Genomic DNA, 24063 nt, shown 5'->3' on the forward strand with positions numbered 1-24063 from the left:
CCCTCGCCTTGCAGAACTTGCGTGACGCCATGCGCCAGCGCGGTAAATCGGGGCCCGCAGGCCCCGATTTCCATTACAGCGTGCGGGCAACCTCGATACGCTCGAAGCACTCGATCTGATCGCCGGCCTTGACGTCGTTGTAGGCCTTCACGCCGATACCGCACTCGGTACCGTTGCGCACTTCGTCGACGTTTTCCTTGAAGCGACGCAGCGATTCCAGCTCGCCCTCGAACACCACGACGCTGTCGCGGAGCACGCGGATCGGCTTGCTGCGCTTGACCACGCCTTCGATGATCATGCAGCCTGCGACCGCGCCGAACTTGGAGCTGCGGAACACATCGCGCACCTGCGCGATACCGATGATCTCTTCGCGGATTTCCACGCCGAGCAGACCGGAGGCCACCTGCTTCACCTGGTCGATCACGTCATAGATGATCGAGAAGTAACGCAGATCGATGCCGTTGGACTCGACGATCTTGCGCGCCGAGGCATCCGCACGCACGTTGAAGCCGATCACCGTGGCCTTGGAGGCCGCTGCCGAATTGGCATCGGACTCGGTGATGCCGCCCACGCCGGAGTGGATCACGTTGATGCGGATGTCGTCGTTGGACAAGGCCACCAGCGACTGCTTGAGCGCTTCCACCGAACCCTGCACGTCGGCCTTGATCACCAGGTTCAACACCTGCTGGCCTTCGCCCTTGCCCATCTGGGCCAGGATGTCTTCCATGCGGTTGGTGGCCGAGGCGACCAGACGCGACTCGCGACGCTTGGTTTCGCGCTGCTGCGCCACGTCCTTGGCCAGACGCTCGTCGTCGACGACCACGAAGTCGTCGCCGGCTTCCGGCACGCCGGACAAGCCGAGCACCTGCACCGGGATCGACGGGCCCGCCGAGGCCGGCTGATGGCCGGTTTCGTCGAACAGCGCACGCACGCGGCCGTACTGAATGCCGCACACCAGGTAGTCGCCACGCTTCAGCGCGCCCTGCTGCACCAGCACCGTCGCGACCGGGCCGCGGCCCTTGTCCAGCGACGATTCGATCACGGTACCGCTGGCGCGGCCATCGGCCACGGCCTTGAGTTCCAGCACTTCGGCCTGTAGCGAAATCGCGTCCAGCAGCGTGTCCACACCGGTACCGACCTTGGCCGACACTTCGATGAACTGGGTATCGCCACCGAACTCTTCGGCCACCACGTTTTCGGCCAGCAACTCGTTCTTGACCCGCAGCGGATCCGCGCCGGCCTTGTCGATCTTGTTGACCGCCACGATCAACGGAACGCCCGCCGCCTTGGCATGCGCCACCGCTTCCTTGGTCTGCGGCATCACGCCATCATCGGCTGCAACCACCAGCACCACGATGTCGGTGATCTTGGCGCCGCGCGCACGCATCGAGGTAAACGCGGCATGGCCGGGCGTATCCAGGAAGCTGATGACGCCACGGCCGGTTTCGACGTGGTACGCACCGATGTGCTGGGTGATGCCGCCGGCCTCGCCAGAGGCGATCTTGGTCCGACGGATGTAATCCAGCAGCGAGGTCTTGCCGTGGTCGACGTGACCCATGATGGTGACCACCGGCGGACGCGAGGTGGTTTCGCCCTGCGCATCCTCGGCATGCGCCAGCAGCGCATCCTCGAAGTCGGCATTGTCGGCACGCACAGCCTTGTGGCCGAGCTCTTCGGTCACCAGCGCAGCAGTGTCATGGTCGATGCTCTGGGTGATGGTCGCCATGACGCCCATCTTGAACAGCGCCTTGACCACGTCGCCGCCCTTGAGCGCGAGCTTCTGCGCCAGGTCGGCCACGGTGATGGTCTCGCCGATCGCTACTTCACGCACCACCGGTGCGGTCGGACGCTCGAACCCGTGCGGGCCGCTATTGCCTTGGTTGCTGCCGCGACCGCCATCGTTGCCACGGCGCGACGACGACGAACCCGGACGACCGGTCGGCTTGCCACGCACGTTGGAACGACGCGCACGATCGGCCGCAGACAGATGCAGCTGACCGGCAAAGCGCTTGGTCGCATCGTCGTCTTCGACGCCAGCCACCATCACGTGCGAACCGCGCGTCTTGTGCTTGGCGGCATTGTTGCGGTCGTCCGGGCGGGCCGGCGTCGCCGGACGCGAGGCGGGCGACGCGCCAGCCGGGCGGGACGGACGCGGTGCCGAAGACGGCGAGGACGGAGCACGCGCGGCGGGCGCAGACGACGGCGTCGGCGCAGCAGCAACCGGGGCCGGCGCACTGGCAGCCGCAGCGGCTTCCTCGGCAGCCTTGCGCTCGGCTTCTGCGCGGTCTTTTGCGGCCTGCTCCTCGTCGCGCTTGCGCTGGATTGCTTCATCGCGCACACGATCGCTTTCGGCCAGACGCTGCTGCTCGTCGAGGTTGCGCTTACGCGACTCCTCGAGCTTGCGCAGGATGTCGGCGCGCTCTTCGTCCGGCGTCATCGGCGCGGCACGGCCGCCGCCTTCGTTCTCGGACTTCACGTAAGTACGCTTCTGCCGCACTTCCACGTTGACCGTGGTCTTGGTGCGGCCGGCGTTGACCGTGACTTCCTGCAGCTTGCGCCGATTGAGCGTGATCTTCTTGGCTGCCTCGCTCGCCGCTTCGGCGGGCGTGTCGGCCTTGCCATGCGTGCGACGCAGGAAGCCAAGCAGTTTCATCTTCTCGGTGCTGGTCACGACCTGGTCGGGACCGCTGAACTTCATTCCGGCCTCGGCCAGTTGAACCAGCAGTTTATCGACCGGCGTATTGACCAGTTCGGCAAGCTTGCGGATGGTGGTTTGCTGCGACATTCGGATCCTATGATCTGGTTGGCGCCCCCTCGCCCAGAGCAAGGGAAACGCTGATTCTAAGCCCTGATGGGGTCAGGGCGCGGTTCATTGCCGGCTCATTCGCCGCGCTCCAAACGGGCGATCTCCTCGGCGCGGGCCGCCAGGATCAGCGCCGCGGCGCGCTCCTGGGTCATGCCCTCGATGCCGAAGTCGACGATCTCGTCCGCTGCCAGGTCGGACAAATCCTCGCTGGTGCGCACGCCGTGCTCGGCCAGAGCAAAGGCCGTTTCCTCGTCCATCCCCTCCAGCGCCAGCAGGTCCTCGGTGGGCTGAGTTCCTTCCAGGCCTTCTTCCTCGGCCAGCGCGGCGTTGAGCAACGCATCGCGGGCACGGGCACGCAGTTCTTCGACGATGTCTTCGTCGAAGCCTTCCACCGCCAGCAGTTCACCGACCGGGACGTAGGCGATTTCTTCGACCGTATTGAAGCCTTCGGATACCAGGATCGCGGAGATTTCTTCGTCCACTTCCAGGCGGTCCATGAACAGCTGGCGCGCCGATGCCTGTTCAGCCTCGGACTTGGCGGCCACCTGGTCGGCGGTCATCACGTTGAGCTGCCAGCCGGTCAGGCGGCTGGCCAGGCGCACATTCTGGCCGCCCTTGCCGATCGCCTGCGCCAGGCGGTCTTCCGCCACAGCCAGGTCCATCGAGTGCTTGTCTTCATCGACGATGATCGACTGCACTTCGGCAGGCGCCATTGCGTTGATGACGAAGTTGGCCGGGTTCTCGTTCCACAGCACGATGTCCACACGCTCGCCATTGAGCTCGTTGGACACCGCCTGCACGCGCGAACCACGCATACCGATGCAGGCGCCGATGGGATCGGTGCGGGTGTCGTGCGCGATCACGGCGATCTTGGCGCGATCGCCCGGGTCGCGGGCGCAGGCCTTGATCTCGACCAGGCCCTGACCCACTTCCGGCACTTCGAGCTTGAACAGCTCGATCATGAATTCCGGCGCGGCGCGGCTGATGAACAGCTGCGGGCCACGCGGCTCGGAGCGCACTTCGGCCAGATAGCCGCGCACGCGGTCGCCCGGGCGCAGCACGTCGCGCGGAATGCCCTTGTCCTTGGGAATGAAGGCTTCGGCATTGCCGCCCAGATCGACAAAGATGTTGCCGCGCTCGGCGCGCTTGACCACACCGGTGATCAACTCGCCAACGCGATCCTTCCAGGCATCGACCACCTGCTGACGCTCGGCCTCGCGCACACGCTGCACGATCACCTGCTTGGCAGCCTGCGCCGCGATACGGCCGAAGTCCGGGTTTTCGATCTGTTCTTCGATGTAGTCGCCCACATCCACGCCGTCGGCTTCGTCGACGGCATCCATCAGACGCACCTGGCGATCCGGGGATTCCATCACGACATCGTCGGCAACCACTTCCCAACGGCGGAAGGTTTCGTAATTACCGTCCTTGTGGTCGATGGTCACGCGCGTCAGCACGTCCTGGTCGGGATAGCGCTTCTTCGCTGCGGAAGCCAGCGCGGCCTCGATCGCATCGAAGATCACTTCGCGCGGCACGCCCTTTTCGTTGGCCACCGCATCCACTACCAGCAAAAGTTCCTTGCTCATTTCGTCACTCCGCGCGCGGCTTGCCAGCCGCCGACTCGTTGGATGGTTTCTTCTTGTCGTGCCCGGGTTTTTTCGGGCCGGGCTTATTCGGTTTTTGCGGCGCAAGGCCCAGGGCGACCCAATCCGGCAGGATGCGCGCCTTGTCGATGTTGTCGAAGCCGATCTGCACGTCCTTGCCGTCGACCGAAAACACCACGGCATCAGCTTCCGGCTCGGTGCGCAGGATCTGACCCTGAAAGCGGCGCCGACCATCCTGCGCAAGCTTCAACACGATCTTTGCGGACTCGCCGACATGGCGCGCGAATTGTTCCAGGGTGAACAACGGACGGTCCACACCCGGCGAGGACACTTCCAGGGTGTAGTTGCCACTGATCGGGTCTTCGACGTCGAGCTGGGCGGAGACTTCACGGCTCACGCGCTCGCAATCGTCGACGTTGATGACACGCTCGGGCTGTTCGGCCAGCGGCACATCGATGTAAAGGCGCAACGTGGCGCCGCCTGGCGCGGGAAGATACTCCACGCCCAGCAGTTCCAAGCCCAGGGACTCAACCGTTGGACTCAGCAGATTCGCGATTTCGGTCGCTTTTTCGCTCACAGACTGCCCTGATCAAATGATTGCCAGTAGAACCCCGGCAACCGGCAGCAAACTTTCCGGTTCCGGAAAAAACAAGGGGCCCGATGGGCCCCTTGCGTGAAAAAAGCCCGACCTCTCAGGGTCGGCGCAAGGACGGGAACATGCGTCCTTACGATCCAAGAAGTTGAATCACTGCGATAAAGCGGTAATTCGAAACTTGGTAGCGGGGGCAGGATTTGAACCTGCGACCTTCGGGTTATGAGCCCGACGAGCTGCCAGACTGCTCCACCCCGCAGCAGAAGCGGAATTATGAAGAACTTGAGCGGCAATTGCAAGCCCTAAGTTTTTCATCTGTTGGACACTTTGGCGAGTGTCCAACGTCGCGGCGAATGATAACCGCAATGCAACAAAAACGAAACACCAATCACAACTTTATTTCATATCCGCGCCATGCGCGGGCAACAGGCGTCGCGACGAACGCAACACCTGACCGTGCCCGCTTCTTATGCGAGACCGGCAAACGCGCGCTGGCACCACACCATGATCGGGTTCCAGGCCAAGCCAAGCGCGAGCAACGCAAGTGCGTTGACGCCCAGCACGGTCCCCAGCACGCGGTCGTTATTGGCTGGCAACGGCTCACCGACCGGCTCATCGAAATACATGACCTTGATGACACGCAGGTAGTAGTACGCACCGATCACCGCGCAGATCACACCCACCAGCGCCAACCACAGCATGTCGCCGTTCACCGCCGCGCCCAGCACGGCCAGCTTGGTCCAGAAGCCGAGGAACGGCGGAATACCCGCCAGCGACGCCATGATGCACAACACCAGGCCGGCCATCCACGGATTGCGCGCGTTGAGGCCCTTGAAGTCGTCGATGTTCTCGGCTTCGAACCCATTGCGCGACAACGCGATGATGGCGCCGAACGACGCGGTCGACATGATGGTGTAGCTCACCGCATAGAACATCGCGGCGGCGTAACCCTCTTCGCCGCCGCCGGCGACGCCCATCAGCAGGAAGCCGATATGCGAGACCGTCGAATATGCAAGCATGCGCTTGAGATTGCTCTGCGCAATGGCCATCAGGTTGCCGACGACCAGCGACAGTGCCGACAGGCCGCCGATCAACAGATGCCACTGCGGCGACAACGGCCCCATGCCCACCTCCAGCAGGCGGTAGGTCATGCCGAACGCAGCCAGCTTCGGTGCGGAGCTGATAAACAACGCGATTGGTGCCGGTGCGCCCTGATAGACATCCGGCAGCCACATATGGAACGGTGCCGCGCCCAGCTTGAACGCCACGCCAGCGATCATGAAGATGGTGCCGGTCAGCAGCAGCGTACGCTCGCCGGAGCCTTCGATCGCTTCGTGGATGCCAGCCAGGCTCAAGGTGCCGGTAGCGCCATAGACCAGCGACATGCCGTACAGCAGCAGGCCCGACGCCAGCGAACCCAGCACGAAATACTTCATCGCCGCTTCGGTGGCCAGGCCGTTGTCGCGGTTGGATGCGACCAGCGCGTACGAGCACAGCGCCAGCAATTCCAGACCCAGGTAGACCATCAGCAGGCTGCCAGCCGACGCCAGCAGCATCATGCCGGCGGTCGCGAACAACACCAGCACCGGGATTTCGCCTTGATAGAGATTGCGCTCGCGCAGGTAGGTCCAGCCATAGACCAGGCTCAACCCGCTGACGAGCACGATCACCGTCTTCATCACGTCTGCGGCGGTATCGCGCACGAACATGCCATTGAAGATATCGCCCTGCCCGCCTGTGCCGGTGGCCAGCAACGCAAACACCACGGCGAGAACAGCGATGGAGAACAAGTGGGTCCAGACCTTGTTCCGCTGGCTCATGAACAGGTCGAGCATCAGCAATGCGAAGGCGCCGCCGATCAGCACCAGCTCCGGAACGAGCGGAGCCAGGTCAGCGGTGGTCAACGGCGCGAGCGTTGGCGTGGTCATCATCAAATCCTGAAAATCAAAACGTACGGCAAGCGGTCAAAGCTTGCTCGCGGCGATCTGGGTAGCCAGCTTGGCGATCGATGGTTCCATCAGATCGGTCAGCGGCTTCGGATACAGGCCCAGGGCCAGCACGCCAGCAGCGAACACCCCCAGCACGAAAGCCTCGCGGCCATTGATGTCCTTCAGCTCGGCCACGTGGGCATTGGCCACTTCGCCGAAGAACACGCGCTTGTAGAGCCACAGCGTGTAGGCGGCCGTGATCACCAGGGTCGTGGCGGCGGCGAAGGCAACCAGCGGATGCTTCTGGAAGCTGGCCAGGATCACCATGAATTCACCGACGAACCCGCTGGTACCCGGCAGACCGGCATTGGCCATGAAGAACAGCATGGAAAAGGTCGCAAACCACGGCATCACATTGACCACGCCGCCGTAATCGGCGATGCGGCGCGTGTGCATGCGGTCGTACAGCACACCGATGCAGGAGAACATCGCGCCGGACACGAAGCCGTGCGAAATCATCTGCACCATCGCGCCCTGCAAGCCGAGGCGTGCTGCGTCGGTGCTGCCGTACTCGCGCACCAGGGTGAAGGCGATGAAGGTGCCCAGGGTGACGAAACCCATGTGCGCGATGGACGAATACGCCACCAGCTTCTTCATGTCGTCCTGCACCAACGCCACCAGGCCGACGTAGATCACCGCGATCAGCGACAGCGTGATCACCAGCCACGCAAACTCATGGCTGGCATCGGGAACGATCGGCAGGTTGAAACGCAGGAAACCGTAGCCGCCGATCTTCAGTGCGATCGCGGCCAGGATCACCGAACCGGCGGTCGGTGCTTCGACGTGCGCGTCCGGCAACCAGGTATGCACCGGGAACATCGGCACCTTGACCGCGAACGCGATCAGGAACGCGAAGAAGATCCAGGTCTGCTCCTTGGCGGTCAGCTGCAGCGCATACAGGTCGGCGAGCTGGAAGCTGCCGCCCTTCAGATACAGATACACCAGACCCACCAGCATCAGCACCGAGCCGAGGAAGGTGTAGAGGAAGAACTTCATCGCCGCATAGATACGCCGCGGACCGCCCCAGACACCGATGATGAGGAACATCGGGATCAGCATGGCTTCGAAGAAGACATAGAACAGCATCGCATCGGTCGCGGCGAAGATGCCGACCGTGACGCCTTCCAGGATCAGGAAGGCAGCGACGTACTGATTGACGCGCTTGTCGATCGAGCGCCAGGCACCGATCAGTGCCAGCACAGTCACCAGCGTGGTCAGCACGATCAACGCAACCGCGATGCCATCCACGCCCAGGTTGTAGCCGATGTTGTAGGCCGGAATCCAGGCATGCAGTTCGATGAACTGCATCGCGTCATTGGCCGTGTCGTAGCCCAGCAGCGGCAGACTCAGCACAAAGGTCGCCACCGCCACCGCCAGGGATGCCCAGCGGGCAGTCTCGGCGTTGCGCAACGCAAGGATCAGGGCGCCACCGATAATCGGCAGCCAGATCAAGATAGACAGTAAAGGCCAGTTCGACACGTTTTCTTATTCCGTACAGGTCAACGCCAGAAATGCATCAGTACCGCCAACAAGGCGATCAAACCGATGATCATTGCGAAGGCGTAGTGATAGAGGAAACCGGATTGCGTGCGACGCAGCAGATTTGCAGCCAGGTCGATCAGTCGGGCAGAACCATTGACGGCCACGCCGTCGACCACATGGGTATCGATTGCGCGTGACGCCTTGCCAAGGACAACACCGCCACCGGCGAAGCCATTGATCCACAGCTTGTCGAAGCCGTATTTGTTTTCCAGCAGCCACACGATCGGCGCGAACGCCTTGCGCGACTTGGTAGCCAGTTCCGGCTTCCACAGGTAGAACAGAGCAGCGAGCACTAGACCGGCAAGCGTCAGGAAGAACGGTGCCGCCATCATGCCGTGCAGCGCGAACGCGACCGGGCCATGGAACTCCTCGGCCAGGGCACCCACGGTATCGCGTGCCGGGTCGTAGAAGTCAACGATGCCGGTGAAGAACGACACAGCCTGCCCTTTAAGCGCGTGCGCCGCGTGATGGCCCTGCCAATCGGTGCCGAACAACATCGGGCCGATGGTGAAGAAGCCGATCGCCACCGACGGAATCGCCAGAAGGATCAACGGCAACGTCACCACCCACTTAGACTCGTGCGGCTCGTGTGCGCCATGGTGGCCGTGATCGTCGTGGCCATGTGTGTCGTGTGCATGTGTGTCGTGTGCATGTGCGTCGTGCGCATGGCTGTCGTGCACGTGGACCTGCGCCTCGGCGTCGGTGTGCGCGCTGTCGTGGTGGGCATGGGCGTCGTGCGCATGCGCATCGCGGAAGCGTTCCTTGCCGTGGAAGGTCAGGAACAGCAGACGGAAGCTGTAGAAGCTGGTCACCAGCACGCCGCCGAGCACCGCCCAGTAGCCATAGGTCGCGATCCAGCTATGCGACTCATGCGCGTGATGCGCAGCGGCCTCGATGATGGTGTCCTTCGAGTAGAAGCCCGAGAAGAACGGCGTACCGACCAGCGCCAGCGTACCGATCACACTGGTCCAGTAAGTCACCTTCATGTACTTGCGCAGGCCGCCCATCTTGCGCATGTCCTGCTCGTGGTGCATGCCGATGATGACCGAGCCGGCCGCCAGGAACAGCAGCGCCTTGAAGAAAGCATGCGTCATCAGGTGGAACACTGCGGCCGAGTAGGCCGATACGCCCAGCGCCACGGTCATGTAGCCGAGCTGGGACAGCGTCGAGTACGCGACCACGCGCTTGATGTCGTTCTGCACGATGCCGATCAGGCCAGTGAAGAAAGCCGTGGTCGCACCGATGAACAGGATGAAGTTCAGCGCGGTTTCGGACAGCTCGAACAGCGGCGACATGCGCGCCACCATGAAGATGCCGGCAGTGACCATGGTTGCAGCGTGGATCAGCGCCGAGATCGGGGTCGGGCCTTCCATCGAGTCAGGCAGCCACACATGCAGCGGCACCTGCGCCGACTTGCCCATCGCACCGATGAACAGGCAGATGCAGATCAGCGTCATCACGCTCCACTCGTGGCCTGCGAACAGCTGCACCTTGGCACCGGCCATGGTGGTCGCGTTGGCGAACACGGTGGAGTAATCCAGCGAGCCGAACCACAGCAACACACCGGCGATGCCGAGAATGAAGCCGAAATCGCCGACGCGGTTGACCAGGAACGCCTTCATGTTGGCGAACACGGCGGTCGGGCGCTTGAACCAGAAACCGATCAGCAGGTACGACACCAGGCCCACCGCTTCCCAGCCGAAGAACAGCTGCAGGAAGTTGTTGCTCATCACCAGCGTCAGCATGGAGAAGGTGAACAACGAGATGTAGCTGAAGAAGCGCTGGTAACCCGGATCCTCTTCCATGTAGCCGATGGTGTAGATGTGCACCAGCAGCGACACGAAGGTCACCACCACCATCATCATCGCGGTCAGGCGATCGACCATGAAACCGACGTGTGCGGAATAGTTGCCGACGTCGAAGAAGGTGTACAGATTCTGGTTAAACGGGCTGGCGCCCTGCTCCACCAGTTGATACAGCGTCAGGCACGACAGCACGCAGCTGACCGCCACGCCGAGGATGGTGACGTACTGCGCGCCCTTGCGCCCCACCTGACGACCGAACAGGCCGGCGATGATGCTGCCGACCAGCGGTGCAAGCACCACTGCGATCAGCAGACTCTTGGAGAGAGTGATTTCCATCTACGGGTCAGCCCTTCAACGTGTCGACTTCGGCCACATTGATCGTGCGGCGCGTACGGAACAGAGTCACCAGGATCGCAAGACCGATGGCGGCCTCCGCGGCGGCAACGGTCAGGATGAAGAACACGAACAACTGACCGGCGGTATCGCCGAGCTCGCGCGAGAACGCGATGAAGTTGACGTTGACCGACAGCAGCATCAACTCGATCGACATCAGCAAGACGATGACGTTCTTGCGGTTGAGGAAGATGCCGGCCAGGGAGATGCAGAACAGCACCGCGCCCAGTCCAAGCAGGTGGCCCAAGGTAATCAAGACTTCGCCTCCTGTCCGCCGGCCGCGTCGACCTGCGGCGCAACCTGTACCGGCTTTTCAACCGCCATTTTGACCATGCGCAGACGATCACCTGCCTTGACCCGCGACTGCTCGCCGGCGTTCTGCAGCTTGATGCCGGTGCGCTTGCGCAGGGTCAGCATCACTGCAGCCACCACCGCCACAGTCAGAATCACCGCAGCAAATTCGAACGGCAGCAGGAACTCGGTATACAGGCTCTTGGCCAGCCAGGTCAGGTTCGAGCTGTCGGCAGCCTGCGCTGCTGCATTGTCGACGGGGAACGGCGTGGCAGTGCGTGACTTGACCCCGATCAAGGTGACCATCTGCGCCAGCATCGCCACCGCAACGATCACGCCCAGCGGCATGTACTTGACCCAGCCCTCGCGCAGCCGGCTGGTGTCGATGTCCAGCATCATCACCACGAACAGGAACAGCACCATCACCGCGCCGACGTAGACCAGCACCAGGGTGACGCCGAGGAACTCGGCACCGACCAGCAGCCAGATGCAGGCCATCGAGAAGAAGGTGAGGATCAGGCACAACACGGCATACACCGGGTTACGCACGCTGATCACCGCACCGGCGGACACCACCGCGATTGCGGAGAAGGCGTAAAATGCAATAGAGACCCAGTCCATCATGACCTCAACGGAAGGCGGCATCGGCAGCGCGACGCTCGGCGATCTCGGCCTCTAGCCGGTCTCCGATCGCCAGCAGCTGCGGCTTGTTGACAATGTTCTCGCCACGCTTCTCGAAGTGATACTCGAGGATGTGCGTTTCGACGATCGAGTCCACCGGGCAGCTTTCTTCGCAAAAGCCGCAGAAGATGCACTTGAACAGGTCGATGTCGTAGCGCGTGGTGCGGCGCGAGCCATCCTCGCGCTTGGCCGAGTCGATGGTGATCGCCAATGCCGGGCAGACCGCTTCGCACAGCTTGCAGGCGATGCAGCGCTCTTCGCCATTGGGATAACGACGCAGCGCATGCAGGCCACGGAAACGCGGCGACTGCGGAAACTTCTCCATCGGATACAGCACGGTGTACTTGGGCTTGAACGTGTATTTCAACGTCAGCCACAAGCCTCCGAGCAGTTCGAGCAGGAGCAAGCTCTTGAAGTAATGGGTGATCTTGTTCATCAATTACACGCCCTTCTGGATCACGCCGTAAAACACCATCAATGCCGTCACTGCGATCCACACGATCGTGAGCGGAATGAACACCTTCCAGCCCAGACGCATGATCTGGTCGTAGCGGTAGCGCGGGAAGCTGGCACGGAACCAGATGTAGGCGCTGGCGAAGAAGAACACCTTCATCAGCAGCCACGGCCAACCGCCCTTCCACACCCAGTCAATCCACGGCGAGATGTCTGGGCTGCCCCACACCTGGGGCCACGGGCTCAACCAGCCGCCCAGGAAGAAGATCGAGATCAGGAAGCTGACCAGGATCATGTTGGCGTATTCGGCCAGGAAGAACAGTGCGAATGCACCGCCCGAGTATTCCACCATGTGGCCCGCGACGATTTCCGACTCGCCTTCCACCACGTCGAACGGCGCGCGGTTGGTTTCGGCAACGCCGGAGACCCAGTACACGATGAACAACGGGAACAGCGGAATCAGGAACCAGTCGAAGAAGCCGGAGTTACCCGCTTGCGCAAACACGATCTGGCTGAGGTTGACGCTGCCGGAAGCGATCATTACGCCGACCAGCGCAAAACCCATCGCAATCTCGTAGCTGACCACCTGCGCGGCCGAGCGCATCGCACCCAGGAACGCATACTTGGAGTTGGAGGCCCAGCCGGCGAGGATGATGCCGTACACGCCCAGCGAGGTCATCGCCAGCAGATACAGCAGACCGACGTTGGCATTGGAGAGCACCAGCTGCGCATCGAACGGCACCACCGACCATGCCGCGAATGCCGGCGCCAGCGTCAGCAGCGGCGCGATGATGAACATCGCCTTGTGCGAACTGCTCGGCTGCAGGATCTCCTTGAACAGGAGCTTGAACACGTCAGCGAAGGCCTGAAAGATGCCCATGCCCACGTACATGGGCCCGTGACGCACGTGCATCCAGCCGATGAGCTTGCGCTCCCAGACCACGTAGAAGGCCACCGATACGATCACCGGCACGGCGATCAACAGGATCTTCAACACGGTCCACAGCACGATGCCGCCGTCGCCCAGTCCGAGGAACCACTGGTGCAGGGGATCGACCACGTTCAACAGCAATTCGTTCATGCAGCCACCACCGTTACGCGACCGGCGCCAAGCGGCGCGGTAGCGCCGTGGCCGGATTCGATCCACACCGTGCCCGGTGCAACGCGCTTGTCCAGCACCACCGGCAACGTCGCCTTACCAGCGTCGGTGCCGACCTTGACCATCTGGCCTGCGCCAATCTGTAGCTGCGCAGCCTGCTCCGGATGCATCGCCACACACGGCGAGACGTTCAGCGGATGCGACTGCAACGCAGCGGCGCGACGCACCACCGCGTCGGTGCGGTAGATCGCGGCGGTTGCCGCAACCTCCAGCCCGTCGGTGGTCGCCTGCGGCTGGGCCGAGGCTACCGGGCGCACGTCGCGGTTCTGCATGCCGGCACGCAGGCCGACCAGATCGATGAACTCGAAACCGGCCAGACCCAGCTCGCCACCCAGCGCACGCAGCACACGCCAACCTTCGCGCGCTTCGACCGGCAGGCGGCCTGCGGCACGCGCCGTCTGCACGCGACCATCCAGATTGGTCAGCGAGGCGTCGATTTCCGGCAGTGCGCCGATCGGCAGGATCACATCGGCCACATCGCGCGTCGAAGCGCAGGCGAACTGGCTGAATGCAATGACCTTGGCGCCGGCGAGCGCGCTGCGTGCAGCGGCGGCATCGGCAAAATCCAGACCCGGCTCGATGCCGTACAACACGTAGGCCTGACGCGGCTGCGCCAGCATGCCGGCCACATTGCGTGCGGTCGGCAGCACGCCTTGCGACACCAGACCCACCGCGTTCGCACCCTGCGGGATACGGCACAGCGAGGCGCCCGTTGCGGCAGCGAAGTCGCGTGCGGCAGCACGCAGCGCCGCAGCCTGCGGATGATTTTCAGCCAGTGCGCCAACCACGATTACGGCGCGCGTCGCGCCCTTGACCACATCGCGCAGCGCGGCATCGTCGAGTGCAGCAGCCAGTTTCGACGGCGCGACGACGGTGCGGCTGGCCTGGGTAAATGCGAAATCGAAATCGACCGGATTGACCGAATGGATCTGCGTGCGGTTCTGAATGTGCGCCTTGCGCAGACGCGCATGCAGCAATGGCAGCTCGTGACGCACGTTGGTACCGAACAGCACCACCACATCGGCCTGTTCGATCTCGGCCAGCGGCGTTGCAAACGTTTCGGCCACCGCAGCGTCGGAGAAATCGCGATTGAGCAGACGGTGATCCAGATTGCCGCTGTTCAAGCCTTCGGCCAGACGTGCGAGCAGCGCGCCTTCCTCGTTGGAGGTGGACGGATGCACCAGTACGCCAAGCTGATCGCCAGCGTTGTCGCGCAGGATCTGGGTCGCAGCGGCCAGACCTTCGGTCCAGCTCATTTCGGTCCACTCGCCGTTGATCTTCTTCAACGGCTTGACCGCACGGTCTTCGGAGTACAGACCCTGATGCGAGTAACGGTCGCGATCGGACAGCCAGCACTCGTTGACCGCCTCGTTCTCGCGCGGCACGGTGCGCAGCACTTCGCCGCGACGCACGTGCAGGAACAGGTTCGAGCCCATCGCGTCGTGGTAGCCCAGCGACTCGCGCGCCATCAGCTCCCACGGGCGGGCACGGAACTGGAACACCTTGTTGGTCAGCGCGCCGACCGGGCACACGTCGATGACGTTGCCGGAGATTTCGGTGGTCAGCGGCTTGCCGTCGTAGGTGCCGATCTGCAGGTTTTCACCGCGATACATGCCACCCAACTCGTAGGTGCCGGCGATGTCTGCAGTGAAGCGCACGCAACGGGTGCACTGGATGCAGCGGGTCATTTCGGTGGCGACCAGGGGACCGATGTCCTCGTCCGGCACCACGCGCTTGCGCTCGTTAAAGCGGCTGACCGAACGGCCGTAGCCGAGCGAGACGTCCTGCAACTCGCACTCGCCGCCCTGATCGCAGATCGGGCAGTCCAGCGGGTGATTGATCAGCAAAAATTCCATCACGCTGCGCTGGTACTTCAGCGCCTTTTCGCTACGCGTGGTGACCTTCATGCCGTCCATCACCGGGGTGGCGCAGGCCGGCGACGGCTTCGGGGATTTTTCGACGTCCACCAGGCACATGCGGCAGTTGGCCGCGATCGGCAGCTTCTCGTGGTAGCAGAAGCGCGGGATCGGGATGCCGGCCTTGTCGGCGGCCTGGATGATCATCGAGCCCTTCGGCACCACCAGGGACTGCCCGTCGATTTCGACGGTGACATGATCCGGAGGTACGTTCGGGTTGACTGGTTGGGCGCTCATGCAGCCACTCCGACTTGCGTGTCGACGATCGAGCGACCGTTGACGATGTAGTACTCGAATTCGTCCCAGAACTGGCGCAGGAAGCCTTGGATCGGCCACGCCGCCGCTTCACCGAACGCGCAGATGGTGTGCCCTTCGATCTGGCCGGCAACGGTACGCAGCTGGTGCAGGTCTTCCATCGTGGCCTTGCCGGCGACGATGCGCTCCAGCACGCGGTGCATCCAGCCGGTGCCTTCGCGGCACGGGGTGCACTGGCCGCAGGATTCCTTGTGGAAGAACTGCGAGATGCGGCAGGCAAAGCGTACGCAGCAGACGCTGTCGTCCAGCACCACGATCGCGCCGGAACCCAGGCCGGTGCCCAGCGCACGCAAGGTGTCGTAATCCATCTGCAGGCCGGCCACCTGGTCGGCCTTCAGCACCGGCATCGACACACCGCCAGGTACAACGCCCTTGAGCTCGCGGCCCGGACGCAGGCCGCCGGCCATTTCCAGCAGCTCGTCGAAGGTGGTGCCGAGCGGCACTTCGAAGTTGCCGCCCTTCTGCACGCAACCGGACACCGAGAAGATCTTCGGGCCGCCGTTCTTGGTCTTGCTCAGCCCAAGAAACCACTCCGGGCCGTTGCGAATGATCGCCGGCACCGACGCATAGGTCTCGGTGTTGTTGATGGTGGTCGGCTTGCCGTACAGGCCGAAGTTGGCCGGGAACGGCGGCTTGTAGCGCGGCTGACCCTTCTTGCCTTCCAGCGATTCCATCAATGCGGTTTCTTCGCCGCAGATGTAGGCGCCGGCACCCAGCGCACCGTAGATATCGATATCCACGCCGCTGCCGAGGATGTTCTTGCCCAGCCAGCCGTTGGCATACGCATCGGCCAGCGCCAGCTCGAAGTTCTCGAACGGCTCATGGTGGAACTCGCCGCGCAGGTAGTTGTAGCCCACGGTCGAGCCGGTGGCGTAGCAGGCGATCGCCATGCCCTCCACCACCGAATGCGGGTTGTAACGCAGGATGTCGCGGTCCTTGCAGGTTCCCGGCTCGGATTCGTCCGAATTGCACAGGATGTACTTCTGCATGTTGCCCTTGGGCATGAACGACCACTTCAGACCGGTCGGGAAGCCTGCGCCACCGCGGCCGCGCAGGTTCGATGCCTTGACCATCTCGATGACATCGGCCGGCGCGATCTTCTCTTCGAGGATCTTGCGCAACGCGGCGTAGCCACCGGTCTTGAGGTAGCTCTCGTAGGACCACGGCGTGTCGTAGTGCAGGGTCGTGTAGACGACCTGATGCGGCAACGGCGCCGGACCGACCGGACCTGTAGGTGCGTGATGATGTGCCATGTCTTATTCCAGCCCGTCCAGCAGCGCGTCGACCTTCTCTTTCGTCAGGTGCTCGTGGTAGTGGCCGTTGATGACCATCATCGGCGCTGCCGAGCAGGCCGCCAGGCACTCTTCTTCGCGCTTGAGGTAGACGCGGCCATCGGCCGTCGACTGCCCCAGCTTGCAACCCAGCTTCTTCTCGGCGTGCGCCAGCAGATCTTCGGCGCCGTTGAGCCAGCAGCTGATATTGGTGCAGAACGCCACGTTATGGCGGCCGACCTTTTCGGTCTCGAACATCGAGTAGAAACTGGCGACCTCGTAGGCCCACACCGGCGGCAGTTCCAGATACTTGGCCACGCCGACGATCAGCTCATCGGTCAGCCAGCCCTGGTTCTGCTCCTGCGCAGCATGCAGGCCCTGCAGCACCGCCGAACGCTTGCGGTCGGGCGGAAACTTGGCCAGCCAATGATCGATGTGCGCGCGCGTCTTGTCGCTCAGCACCACCTGCGGATCGACGTCGCGCGCCGCTTCGAAATTACCCGTCGCCTTCATCGGTCAACCTCACCGAAAACCAAATCGTAAGTACCGATCATCGCCACGACGTCGGCCAGCAAATAGCCACGCACCACCGCGTCCATCGACGACAGATGCGCAAAGCCCGGCGCGCGCAGATGCACGCGGAACGGCTTGTTGGCGCCATCGGACATCAGGTAGCAGCCGAACTCGCCCTTGGGCGCTTCGACCGCGCTGTAGGTTTCGCCGGCCGGCACGCAATAGCCTTCGCTGAACAGCTTGAAGTGATGGATCAGCGCTTCCATGTCGTCCTTCATGCCTTCGCGGCTTGGCGGAGCGACCTTGAAATTGGTGACCATGACCGGGCCGGGATTGGCCTTCAGCCATTTCACGCACTGCTTGATGATGCGGTTGGACTCGCGCATCTCGGCCACGCGGACCAGGTAGCGGTCGTAACAGTCGCCGTTGGTGCCGACCGGGATATCGAACTCCACCGCGTCGTACTTGGCATACGGCTGCTTCTTGCGCAGATCCCATTCGATGCCCGAGCCACGCAGCATCGGGCCGGTCATGCCCCAGGCGCGCGCCAGATCCGGGCTGATGATGCCCACGTCGACGGTGCGCTGCTTCCAGATACGGTTATCGGTCAGCAGCGTTTCGTACTCGTCCACGCGCGCCGGGAAGGTGTTGGTGAACTCCTCCAGGAAGTCCAGCAGCGTGCCCTCGCGACCGGCGTTGCGCTTCTTCAGCGCCCCACCCTTGTGCCAGCGGGATTCCTTGTACTGCGGCATGCGATCGGGCAGATCGCGATACACGCCACCGGGACGGTAGTAGGCCGCGTGCATGCGCGCGCCGCTGACCGCCTCGTAGACGTCCATCAATTCTTCGCGCTCGCGGAACGCGTACAGCATCACCGCCATCGCGCCCAGATCGAGTGCGTTGGAACCCACCCACATCAGGTGGTTCTTGATGCGGGTGATCTCGTCGAACATGGTGCGGATGTACTGCGCACGCTCGGGCGCCTCGATGCCCATCAGGGACTCGATCGCGCGCACGTAAGCGTGCTCGTTGCACATCATCGACACGTAATCCAGACGGTCCATGTACGGAACCGACTGGTTGAACGGCTTGGACTCGGCCAGCTTCTCGGTGCCACGGTGCAGCAGGCCGATATGCGGATCGGCACGTACCACGGTCTCGCCATCCATTTCCAGGATCAGGCGCAACACGCCGTGCGCCGCAGGGTGCTGCGGGCCGAAATTCATCGTGTAATTGCGGATTTCCTGCTTGCTTTCGACAGGATTGCTCGCGAAGGCATCGGTTGCCTGGCGGAACTCACTCACTTGGCAGTCTCCGACTTGCCCACTTCACCAGCGGCAGTCTCATAACGGGCATCGTCGCGAATCACACGCGGCACACCAACGCGCGGTTCGACCGAGGTCACCGGCTCGTACACAACACGCTTGCGCTCTTCGTCGTAACGCACTTCGACGTTGCCGATCAGCGGGAAATCCTTGCGGAACGGGTGGCCGACGAATCCGTAGTCGGTCAGGATGCGGCGCAGGTCCGGGTGGCCGTCGAACACGATGCCGAACAGGTCGAATGCTTCGCGCTCGAACCAGTTCACGCCCGGCCAGATATCGGTCACCGACGCCACCACCGGCACCTGCTCGTCCGGTGCATAGCAACGCACCCGCAGACGCTGGTTGTGCTGATAGGAAATCAGCTGGGCGACCACCGCAAAGCGCTGCTTGGGCATGTGCTGCGGATGGGCGCCGGTGGAGCTTTCCTGGCTGGGAAACTCTCCCCAACCGAAGCGACCGACGGCCTTGCCTTCGACGCCGCGACTGAAGCCCTGCGACGACACGTCGGCGGTATCCCACTCGTCGCTGCCATAGCCCAGGTAATCGACGCCGCACAGATCGCTGAGCTGCTCGAAACCGAGCTCGTCGCGTAGCGCCAGACAGGTGGCGTGCCAATCTGCCGCAGCGACTTCCAGCGTCACTTCGCCGCGCGGCAAGGCCACGGCGATCTGCGCACCGGCGAAACGTGCCGCAAGTCGGTCAGTGAAGGAAGATGCTTGCTCTGCCATGGGGGCTTGGCTGCTCTCGTTAGGAGAAGACGGGTGTCAGCGCGCGATGGTCTGGGTACGCCAGATCTTCTTCTGCAGCTGCAAGATGCCGTAGACCAGGGCCTCGGCGGTCGGCGGGCAGCCCGGGACATAGATGTCCACCGGCACGATGCGGTCGCAACCGCGCACCACCGAATACGAATAATGGTAATAGCCGCCGCCGTTGGCGCAGCTGCCCATCGAAATGACCCACTTCGGGTCCGGCATCTGGTCGTAGACCTTGCGCAGCGCCGGGGCCATCTTGTTGACCAGGGTGCCGGCCACGATCATCACGTCGGACTGGCGCGGCGACGGGCGGAACACCACGCCGTAACGGTCCAGGTCCAGGCGCGACGCGCCCGCATGCATCATTTCGACCGCGCAGCAGGCCAGACCGAAGGTCATCGGCCACATCGAGCCGGTACGCGCCCAGTTCAGCAGTGCGTCGACGCTGGTGGTCACATAGCCCTTTTCGAGCAGCGGGTTTTCGCCGTCCGGGCGCAGGATGTCTTCCACCCGGCCTTCCGGCATCGGGTTGGTCATCAGACGATCCAGGGTCTGAATCACTCCCATTCCAGCGCTCCCTTCTTCCACACGTAGATAAAGCCGAGGAACAACATGCCGACGAACAGGCCCATGGTGACCAGCGAACGTGCGCCGATCTCCATGAACACCTGCGTCCACGGCACGATGAAGATGATTTCCAGGTCGAACACGATGAACTGGATCGCGATGAGGTAGTAGCGCACATCGAACTTCATGCGCGCGTCTTCGAAGGCCTCGAAGCCACACTCGTACGGAGAAAGCTTGCGCGCGTCCGGGCTGCGCGGAGCGAGGAACCGACCAATCAACATCAGCACGATGCCGATGCCGGTGGCGACGATCAGAAACAGCAGACTCGGCAAATATTCGGCCAGCACAGCGATTCTCTCTTGCCTCTGCCCGCACGCGCCGCGTGCCGGCATGGGGTATAGGCAGACCCTGCGCGCGACACGTCGCGATGCGCAGGAACTGCAGCCAAACAATGGTGCCCAAGAGGGGACTCGAACCCCTACGACCTAAGTCGCTACCACCTCAAGGTAGTGCGTCTACCAATTCCGCCACCTGGGCATACGTTGCGCCGCTGGGCATCCCAGTGCGCAGCGTATTGTAACCGGCTTCAGCGTTTTTGTGCTGGTTCTGAAGCGTTTTCTTCGCTGGCGGCGGGCGCCGACGGCGCAGGCGCGGACTGCGCCGGTGCAGCAGCCGGCGCAACTGCAGGAGCAGGCTGCGACGGAGCGGTCGGTACCGCACCAGCGGCAGGCGCCTGCGGCAACGGCTTAGCCAACTCACCGGCTGCGGCCGGGGCCGGAGTGGCGGACTGCGACATCACACCCAGGTTCTGGTCGGTCGGACGGGCACCGTGGGTGGCGTACCAGGCCATGAACAGGCTGATGCTGAAGAACACCACGGCCAGCCACTTGGTCGACTTGGACAGGAAGTTCGACGCACCCTGCGAACCGAACACCGTGCCCGACGCGCCCGCACCGAAGCCGGAACCGGCCGCCGCACCCGCGCCACGCTGCATCAGGATCAGCGCAATCATCGCCAGCGCGACCAGCACGTAGACCACATTGAGGATCAACATCAGCATTTCGAAATCCGTCCCCGGACAAAACTTAATGGGTTAACAAGCGGCCGCCGCACGCGCAATGGCCAGGAAATCTTCGGCCACCAAGGAGGCGCCTCCGACAAGCCCGCCGTCGACATCGGGCTGTGCGAACAGCTCGCTGGCGTTGTCGGGCTTGACACTGCCTCCGTACAGGATGGGCAGAGAGTCGGCGATTCTAGCATCCGCCTTCGCGACTTCGCCACGCAGGAAGGCGTGCACGGCCTGGGCCTGGGCCGGACTGGCGGTCCGCCCGGTGCCGATCGCCCAGATCGGCTCGTACGCGAGCACGGCCCGTTCGAAGCCTTCGCTACCGACCAGGGCAATCACCGGCTCGAGCTGGGCACGTAGGATTGCCTCAGTCTGACCGGCTTCACGCTGCTCCAGCGATTCGCCCACGCAGAGCACCGGGATCAACCCGGCATGGATGGCGGCGGCAAACTTGCGCGCCACCAGCTCGCTGCTTTCCTGGTGATACTGACGACGCTCGGAGTGGCCGACCAGGCCGTATTCGGCGCCGACATCCACCAACATCGTTGCCGAGACCTCGCCGGTGTAGGCGCCCTTCTCGTTGCTACTGACGTCCTGGGCTCCAAAGGACAGGTGATGGGCCTCGAAATCCTCGATCAGGTCGCCGAGGTAAGGCAGTGGCGGCAGGATGACGACATCGACACCCTCCAGGGGCATGTGCGCGGCGATCCGGTCCACCAGTTCGGTGGCGAAGGCGCGGCTGCCATGCAGCTTCCAGTTTCCGGCAACGATCTTTCGACGCATCAGGCGCAGGTTCCTGAGTTGAAGACAGGCGACAGAATAGCCCATGCCCTGTCGGCAACCGGCACACTTCTGTCTGCCGCATGTCCCATCCCTCCCCCACCAGGAACCTGCCATGTCCGTTTCGCCTGTCTTCGCGCTGGTCACCGGCGCTTCCAGCGGCATCGGCCGCGAGATTGCGCGGGCGTACGCCAGGCGGGGGGTGCCGTTGATCCTGACCGCGCGCCGGGTAGATCGACTGCAGGCGCTGGCCGCCGAACTGGGCGCGCAGGTGCGGGTGGAAGTGCTGCCGGCCGACCTGGCCGAGCCTGCGGCGGTCCAGGCGCTGGTGACGCAGATCCAGCGCAATGGCTGGACGGTGGGCACGCTGGTCAACAACGCTGGCTACGGCGTGCCGGGGCGCTATCTGCACAACGACTGGGCCACGCATGCACGCTTCCTGCAGGTGATGATCAGCGCGGTATGCGAGCTGACCTGGCGCTTGCTGCCGATGATCCGTGCCAGCGGCCAGGGCCGCATTCTCAACGTCGCCTCGTTTGCCGCACTCACGCCAAGTGCCGACGGCCAGACACTGTATGCGGCGAGCAAGAGCTTCATGCTGCGCTTCAGCGAGTCGCTGGCGCTGGAAAACGCCGACTGCGCGGTCAAGGTGTGCGCGCTGTGTCCTGGCTTTGCGTGGTCGGAGTTCCACGATGTCACCGGCACCCGCGCAGCGATGTCCACCCTGCCCGGCTGGGCCTGGCTGCAGGCCGATGCAGTTGCCGAGTACGGCATTGCCGCATTGGAGCGCGGCCAGGTGCTGGCGGTGCCGGGCTGGCGCTATCGACTGGTCAATGCCGGCCTGCGCCTGCTTCCGCATTCGGTTGCGCTGCGACTGATGGCGCGCGGCTCGCATCGGGTGAGACCGCTGGACTGAAACGCTGCCGGTTGGCCGTTGCCTCACGACGCACTTCCTGCACGGTCGCTGTCGATGGCATGCAGCTGTACGACTCAGTGATTGACGATCTCGCCGTGCATGGCGGCCAGCCGCGCCAACAGACGGTTCTGGGTGCGGCGCGGGATCTTTTGCTGGTCCATTGCCCAGTTGAGATCTTCGACCAGGGCGTTGAAGTCGCCCTCGCGGATGGCCAGATGCGCATGCGCCTGCTGCATCGATTTGGCCGTGTCCGGGCACGGGCCGTCGGCGACGTGGCAGAACTTCTGCACCAGGCGTGCGTTGAGCATGACGATGTTGACCCGTGCGAACTTGTCGACGATGCGTTGATCGTCGGCGATGCGCGACAACATGGTTTCCACCAGCGCCTCGATGCCGGACTGCCCACCGAGTTCGTCATAGAGCGTCCGCGGCTGCGTGGTGGCGCAGGCACTCAAGCTCAGCGCGCACAGCAGGGACCAACGCAGCCATCGATTCATCAGAACGCTACCTGCAAGGAAAGATACGGGCCGCGCTGGTCGGTCAGCGTGGCGATATCGCCAAGATCGGCCCAGGCGGCGGTCAGCGACACGTGCTTGTTGGGGAACCAGGCGACAAAACCGTCGGCCCAGGCCTGTTCGCGCGCAAAGCCCAGATTGTCCGGCTTGTCGCGATATTCCACACCGACCGCCCACGATGGCGACAGCACGACCGCAGCGCTGGCCTCGGCGACCAGCCGGTAGCTGTTGCGACGGTCGCCGCCAAAGCCGAGCAAGCCGGTCTGATTGGCACGGGTTGCGCGCAATGTGCCGTTGAGCAGCAATTGATAGCCACCGGCGCCTTGCAGCAACAGTCTGCTGGCGCTGACAAAGACATCTGTGCCGTGGTCGTCGCGCGCACCGATCGCCAGCGGCAGCGTGCCATCGCGCAACCGTTTGTACTGCACGCCGACGCTGACTTGCGGGGCGCGCCCATAGACCAGATCGCCAGATACGCGCAGCTTGGCGCCGAAGACATCCTGGCCGAGCGCGCTCCATGGCAACGCAAGGCGATCCTGCAAGGTACCCAGGTCCAGGCGCTGACGCGCGAGCGACAGTTCCAGCCGGTTGCCGACTGTCAGCGCGGCGCCTTGCACGTCGAGCCGGTAATCGCCGCTGTCCACATGCGTGGCGAACAGCACGGTGCCGAGTTCGTCGCGCGTGCCATACCCGGACAACGTGGCCCACGGCACGATACCGCCACCGCTGCTGCCTTCGATCATCGACACGCCGCCGGTAGCGAGCAGTCGGCCGTCGCCGGCAACCGCAAGCGCTGGCATCAGTACGAAACTG

General features: G+C 63.4%; 22 protein-coding genes and 2 tRNA genes. 1 reads left to right on the top strand and 23 read right to left on the bottom strand.

What is annotated here, in order from left to right; genetic code table 11:
* Positions 1-73: 73 nt before the first annotated feature.
* The 21 genes from infB to tpiA form a co-directional block, all read right to left on the bottom strand.
* Positions 74-2785, bottom strand: a complete 2712-nt coding sequence (gene infB / locus VZ068_RS13270; protein ID WP_349655563.1) for a translation initiation factor IF-2 — start codon at positions 2783-2785, stop codon at positions 74-76.
* Between the two features lie 95 nt (positions 2786-2880).
* Positions 2881-4392: a transcription termination factor NusA gene (gene nusA / locus VZ068_RS13275; protein ID WP_349655564.1), complete on the bottom strand. Its 1512-nt coding sequence runs from the start codon at positions 4390-4392 to the stop codon at positions 2881-2883.
* 4 nt (positions 4393-4396) lie between these two features.
* Positions 4397-4987: a ribosome maturation factor RimP gene (gene rimP, locus VZ068_RS13280; RefSeq protein ID WP_259151031.1), complete on the bottom strand. Its 591-nt coding sequence runs from the start codon at positions 4985-4987 to the stop codon at positions 4397-4399.
* 197 nt (positions 4988-5184) lie between these two features.
* Positions 5185-5261 (bottom strand) — tRNA-Met (locus tag VZ068_RS13285).
* Positions 5262-5469: 208 nt separating this feature from the next.
* A complete protein-coding gene (gene nuoN, locus VZ068_RS13290; RefSeq protein WP_259151033.1) occupies positions 5470-6930 on the bottom strand; it encodes an NADH-quinone oxidoreductase subunit NuoN in 1461 nt (486 codons plus the stop codon).
* 36 nt (positions 6931-6966) lie between these two features.
* Positions 6967-8469: an NADH-quinone oxidoreductase subunit M gene (locus VZ068_RS13295; protein WP_259151036.1), complete on the bottom strand. Its 1503-nt coding sequence runs from the start codon at positions 8467-8469 to the stop codon at positions 6967-6969.
* Positions 8470-8489: 20 nt separating this feature from the next.
* Entirely contained in the window at positions 8490-10673 is a 2184-nt protein-coding gene (gene nuoL, locus VZ068_RS13300) for an NADH-quinone oxidoreductase subunit L (RefSeq protein WP_349655565.1), read from the bottom strand.
* Between the two features lie 7 nt (positions 10674-10680).
* Positions 10681-10986: an NADH-quinone oxidoreductase subunit NuoK gene (gene nuoK, locus VZ068_RS13305; protein WP_005914274.1), complete on the bottom strand. Its 306-nt coding sequence runs from the start codon at positions 10984-10986 to the stop codon at positions 10681-10683.
* Positions 10983-11645, bottom strand: coding sequence for an NADH-quinone oxidoreductase subunit J (locus tag VZ068_RS13310; RefSeq protein ID WP_349657711.1), 663 nt, complete (start codon positions 11643-11645; stop codon positions 10983-10985). The genes nuoK and VZ068_RS13310 overlap by 4 nt, the downstream gene beginning before the upstream one ends.
* A 4-nt stretch (positions 11646-11649) precedes the next feature.
* The gene (gene nuoI, locus VZ068_RS13315) at positions 11650-12138 is read right to left on the bottom strand and encodes an NADH-quinone oxidoreductase subunit NuoI (RefSeq protein WP_039407442.1); all 489 of its coding nucleotides are present in this window, start codon (positions 12136-12138) and stop codon (positions 11650-11652) included.
* Positions 12139-12141: 3 nt separating this feature from the next.
* Positions 12142-13236, bottom strand: a complete 1095-nt coding sequence (gene nuoH, locus VZ068_RS13320; protein ID WP_259151150.1) for an NADH-quinone oxidoreductase subunit NuoH — start codon at positions 13234-13236, stop codon at positions 12142-12144.
* Positions 13233-15467 carry an NADH-quinone oxidoreductase subunit NuoG gene (gene nuoG, locus VZ068_RS13325; RefSeq protein WP_349655566.1) on the bottom strand — a complete coding sequence of 745 codons (2235 nt, stop codon included), beginning with the start codon at positions 15465-15467 and terminating at the stop codon, positions 13233-13235. The genes nuoH and nuoG overlap by 4 nt, the downstream gene beginning before the upstream one ends.
* On the bottom strand, positions 15464-16798 hold the full coding sequence (gene nuoF / locus VZ068_RS13330; RefSeq protein WP_349655567.1) for an NADH-quinone oxidoreductase subunit NuoF: 1335 nt from the start codon (positions 16796-16798) through the stop codon (positions 15464-15466). The genes nuoG and nuoF overlap by 4 nt, the downstream gene beginning before the upstream one ends.
* Positions 16799-16801: 3 nt before the next feature.
* Complete coding sequence (nuoE, locus tag VZ068_RS13335; RefSeq protein ID WP_005991372.1) at positions 16802-17329, bottom strand: NADH-quinone oxidoreductase subunit NuoE; 528 nt, start codon at positions 17327-17329, stop codon at positions 16802-16804.
* Positions 17326-18633, bottom strand: a complete 1308-nt coding sequence (locus tag VZ068_RS13340) for an NADH-quinone oxidoreductase subunit D (protein ID WP_039420572.1) — start codon at positions 18631-18633, stop codon at positions 17326-17328. Before VZ068_RS13340 ends, nuoE begins: the two co-directional genes overlap by 4 nt.
* Positions 18630-19382 carry an NADH-quinone oxidoreductase subunit C gene (locus VZ068_RS13345; protein ID WP_005991368.1) on the bottom strand — a complete coding sequence of 251 codons (753 nt, stop codon included), beginning with the start codon at positions 19380-19382 and terminating at the stop codon, positions 18630-18632. The genes VZ068_RS13340 and VZ068_RS13345 overlap by 4 nt, the downstream gene beginning before the upstream one ends.
* A gap of 36 nt (positions 19383-19418) precedes the next feature.
* Positions 19419-19973 (bottom strand): NADH-quinone oxidoreductase subunit B, encoded by a 555-nt coding sequence (locus VZ068_RS13350; RefSeq protein ID WP_039420570.1) that lies wholly within the window; start codon positions 19971-19973, stop codon positions 19419-19421.
* A complete protein-coding gene (locus VZ068_RS13355; RefSeq protein ID WP_005991364.1) occupies positions 19964-20320 on the bottom strand; it encodes an NADH-quinone oxidoreductase subunit A in 357 nt (118 codons plus the stop codon). Before VZ068_RS13355 ends, VZ068_RS13350 begins: the two co-directional genes overlap by 10 nt.
* Before the next feature lie 105 nt (positions 20321-20425).
* Positions 20426-20510 (bottom strand) — tRNA-Leu (locus VZ068_RS13360).
* A 49-nt stretch (positions 20511-20559) separates the two neighbouring features.
* Entirely contained in the window at positions 20560-21033 is a 474-nt protein-coding gene (gene secG, locus VZ068_RS13365; RefSeq protein ID WP_349655568.1) for a preprotein translocase subunit SecG, read from the bottom strand.
* 33 nt (positions 21034-21066) lie between these two features.
* On the bottom strand, positions 21067-21822 hold the full coding sequence (gene tpiA, locus VZ068_RS13370) for a triose-phosphate isomerase (RefSeq protein WP_259163824.1): 756 nt from the start codon (positions 21820-21822) through the stop codon (positions 21067-21069).
* 112 nt (positions 21823-21934) lie between these two features.
* Here tpiA and VZ068_RS13375 point away from each other — a divergent pair, with 112 nt between their 5' ends.
* The gene (locus VZ068_RS13375; RefSeq protein ID WP_349655569.1) at positions 21935-22735 is read left to right on the top strand and encodes an SDR family oxidoreductase; all 801 of its coding nucleotides are present in this window, start codon (positions 21935-21937) and stop codon (positions 22733-22735) included.
* A gap of 74 nt (positions 22736-22809) precedes the next feature.
* Here the strand turns inward: VZ068_RS13375 and VZ068_RS13380 are convergent, their stop codons facing one another.
* Together VZ068_RS13380 and VZ068_RS13385 are read right to left on the bottom strand one after the other, a co-directional pair.
* On the bottom strand, positions 22810-23232 hold the full coding sequence (locus tag VZ068_RS13380; protein ID WP_349655570.1) for a group 1 truncated hemoglobin: 423 nt from the start codon (positions 23230-23232) through the stop codon (positions 22810-22812).
* A complete protein-coding gene (locus VZ068_RS13385; RefSeq protein ID WP_259152483.1) occupies positions 23232-24050 on the bottom strand; it encodes a DUF3034 family protein in 819 nt (272 codons plus the stop codon). The genes VZ068_RS13380 and VZ068_RS13385 overlap by 1 nt, the downstream gene beginning before the upstream one ends.
* Positions 24051-24063 lie beyond the last annotated feature (13 nt).

Origin of the sequence: Xanthomonas sp. 10-10, assembly GCF_040182365.1 — a bacterium.
GTDB classification, from domain to species: domain Bacteria; phylum Pseudomonadota; class Gammaproteobacteria; order Xanthomonadales; family Xanthomonadaceae; genus Xanthomonas; species Xanthomonas arboricola_F.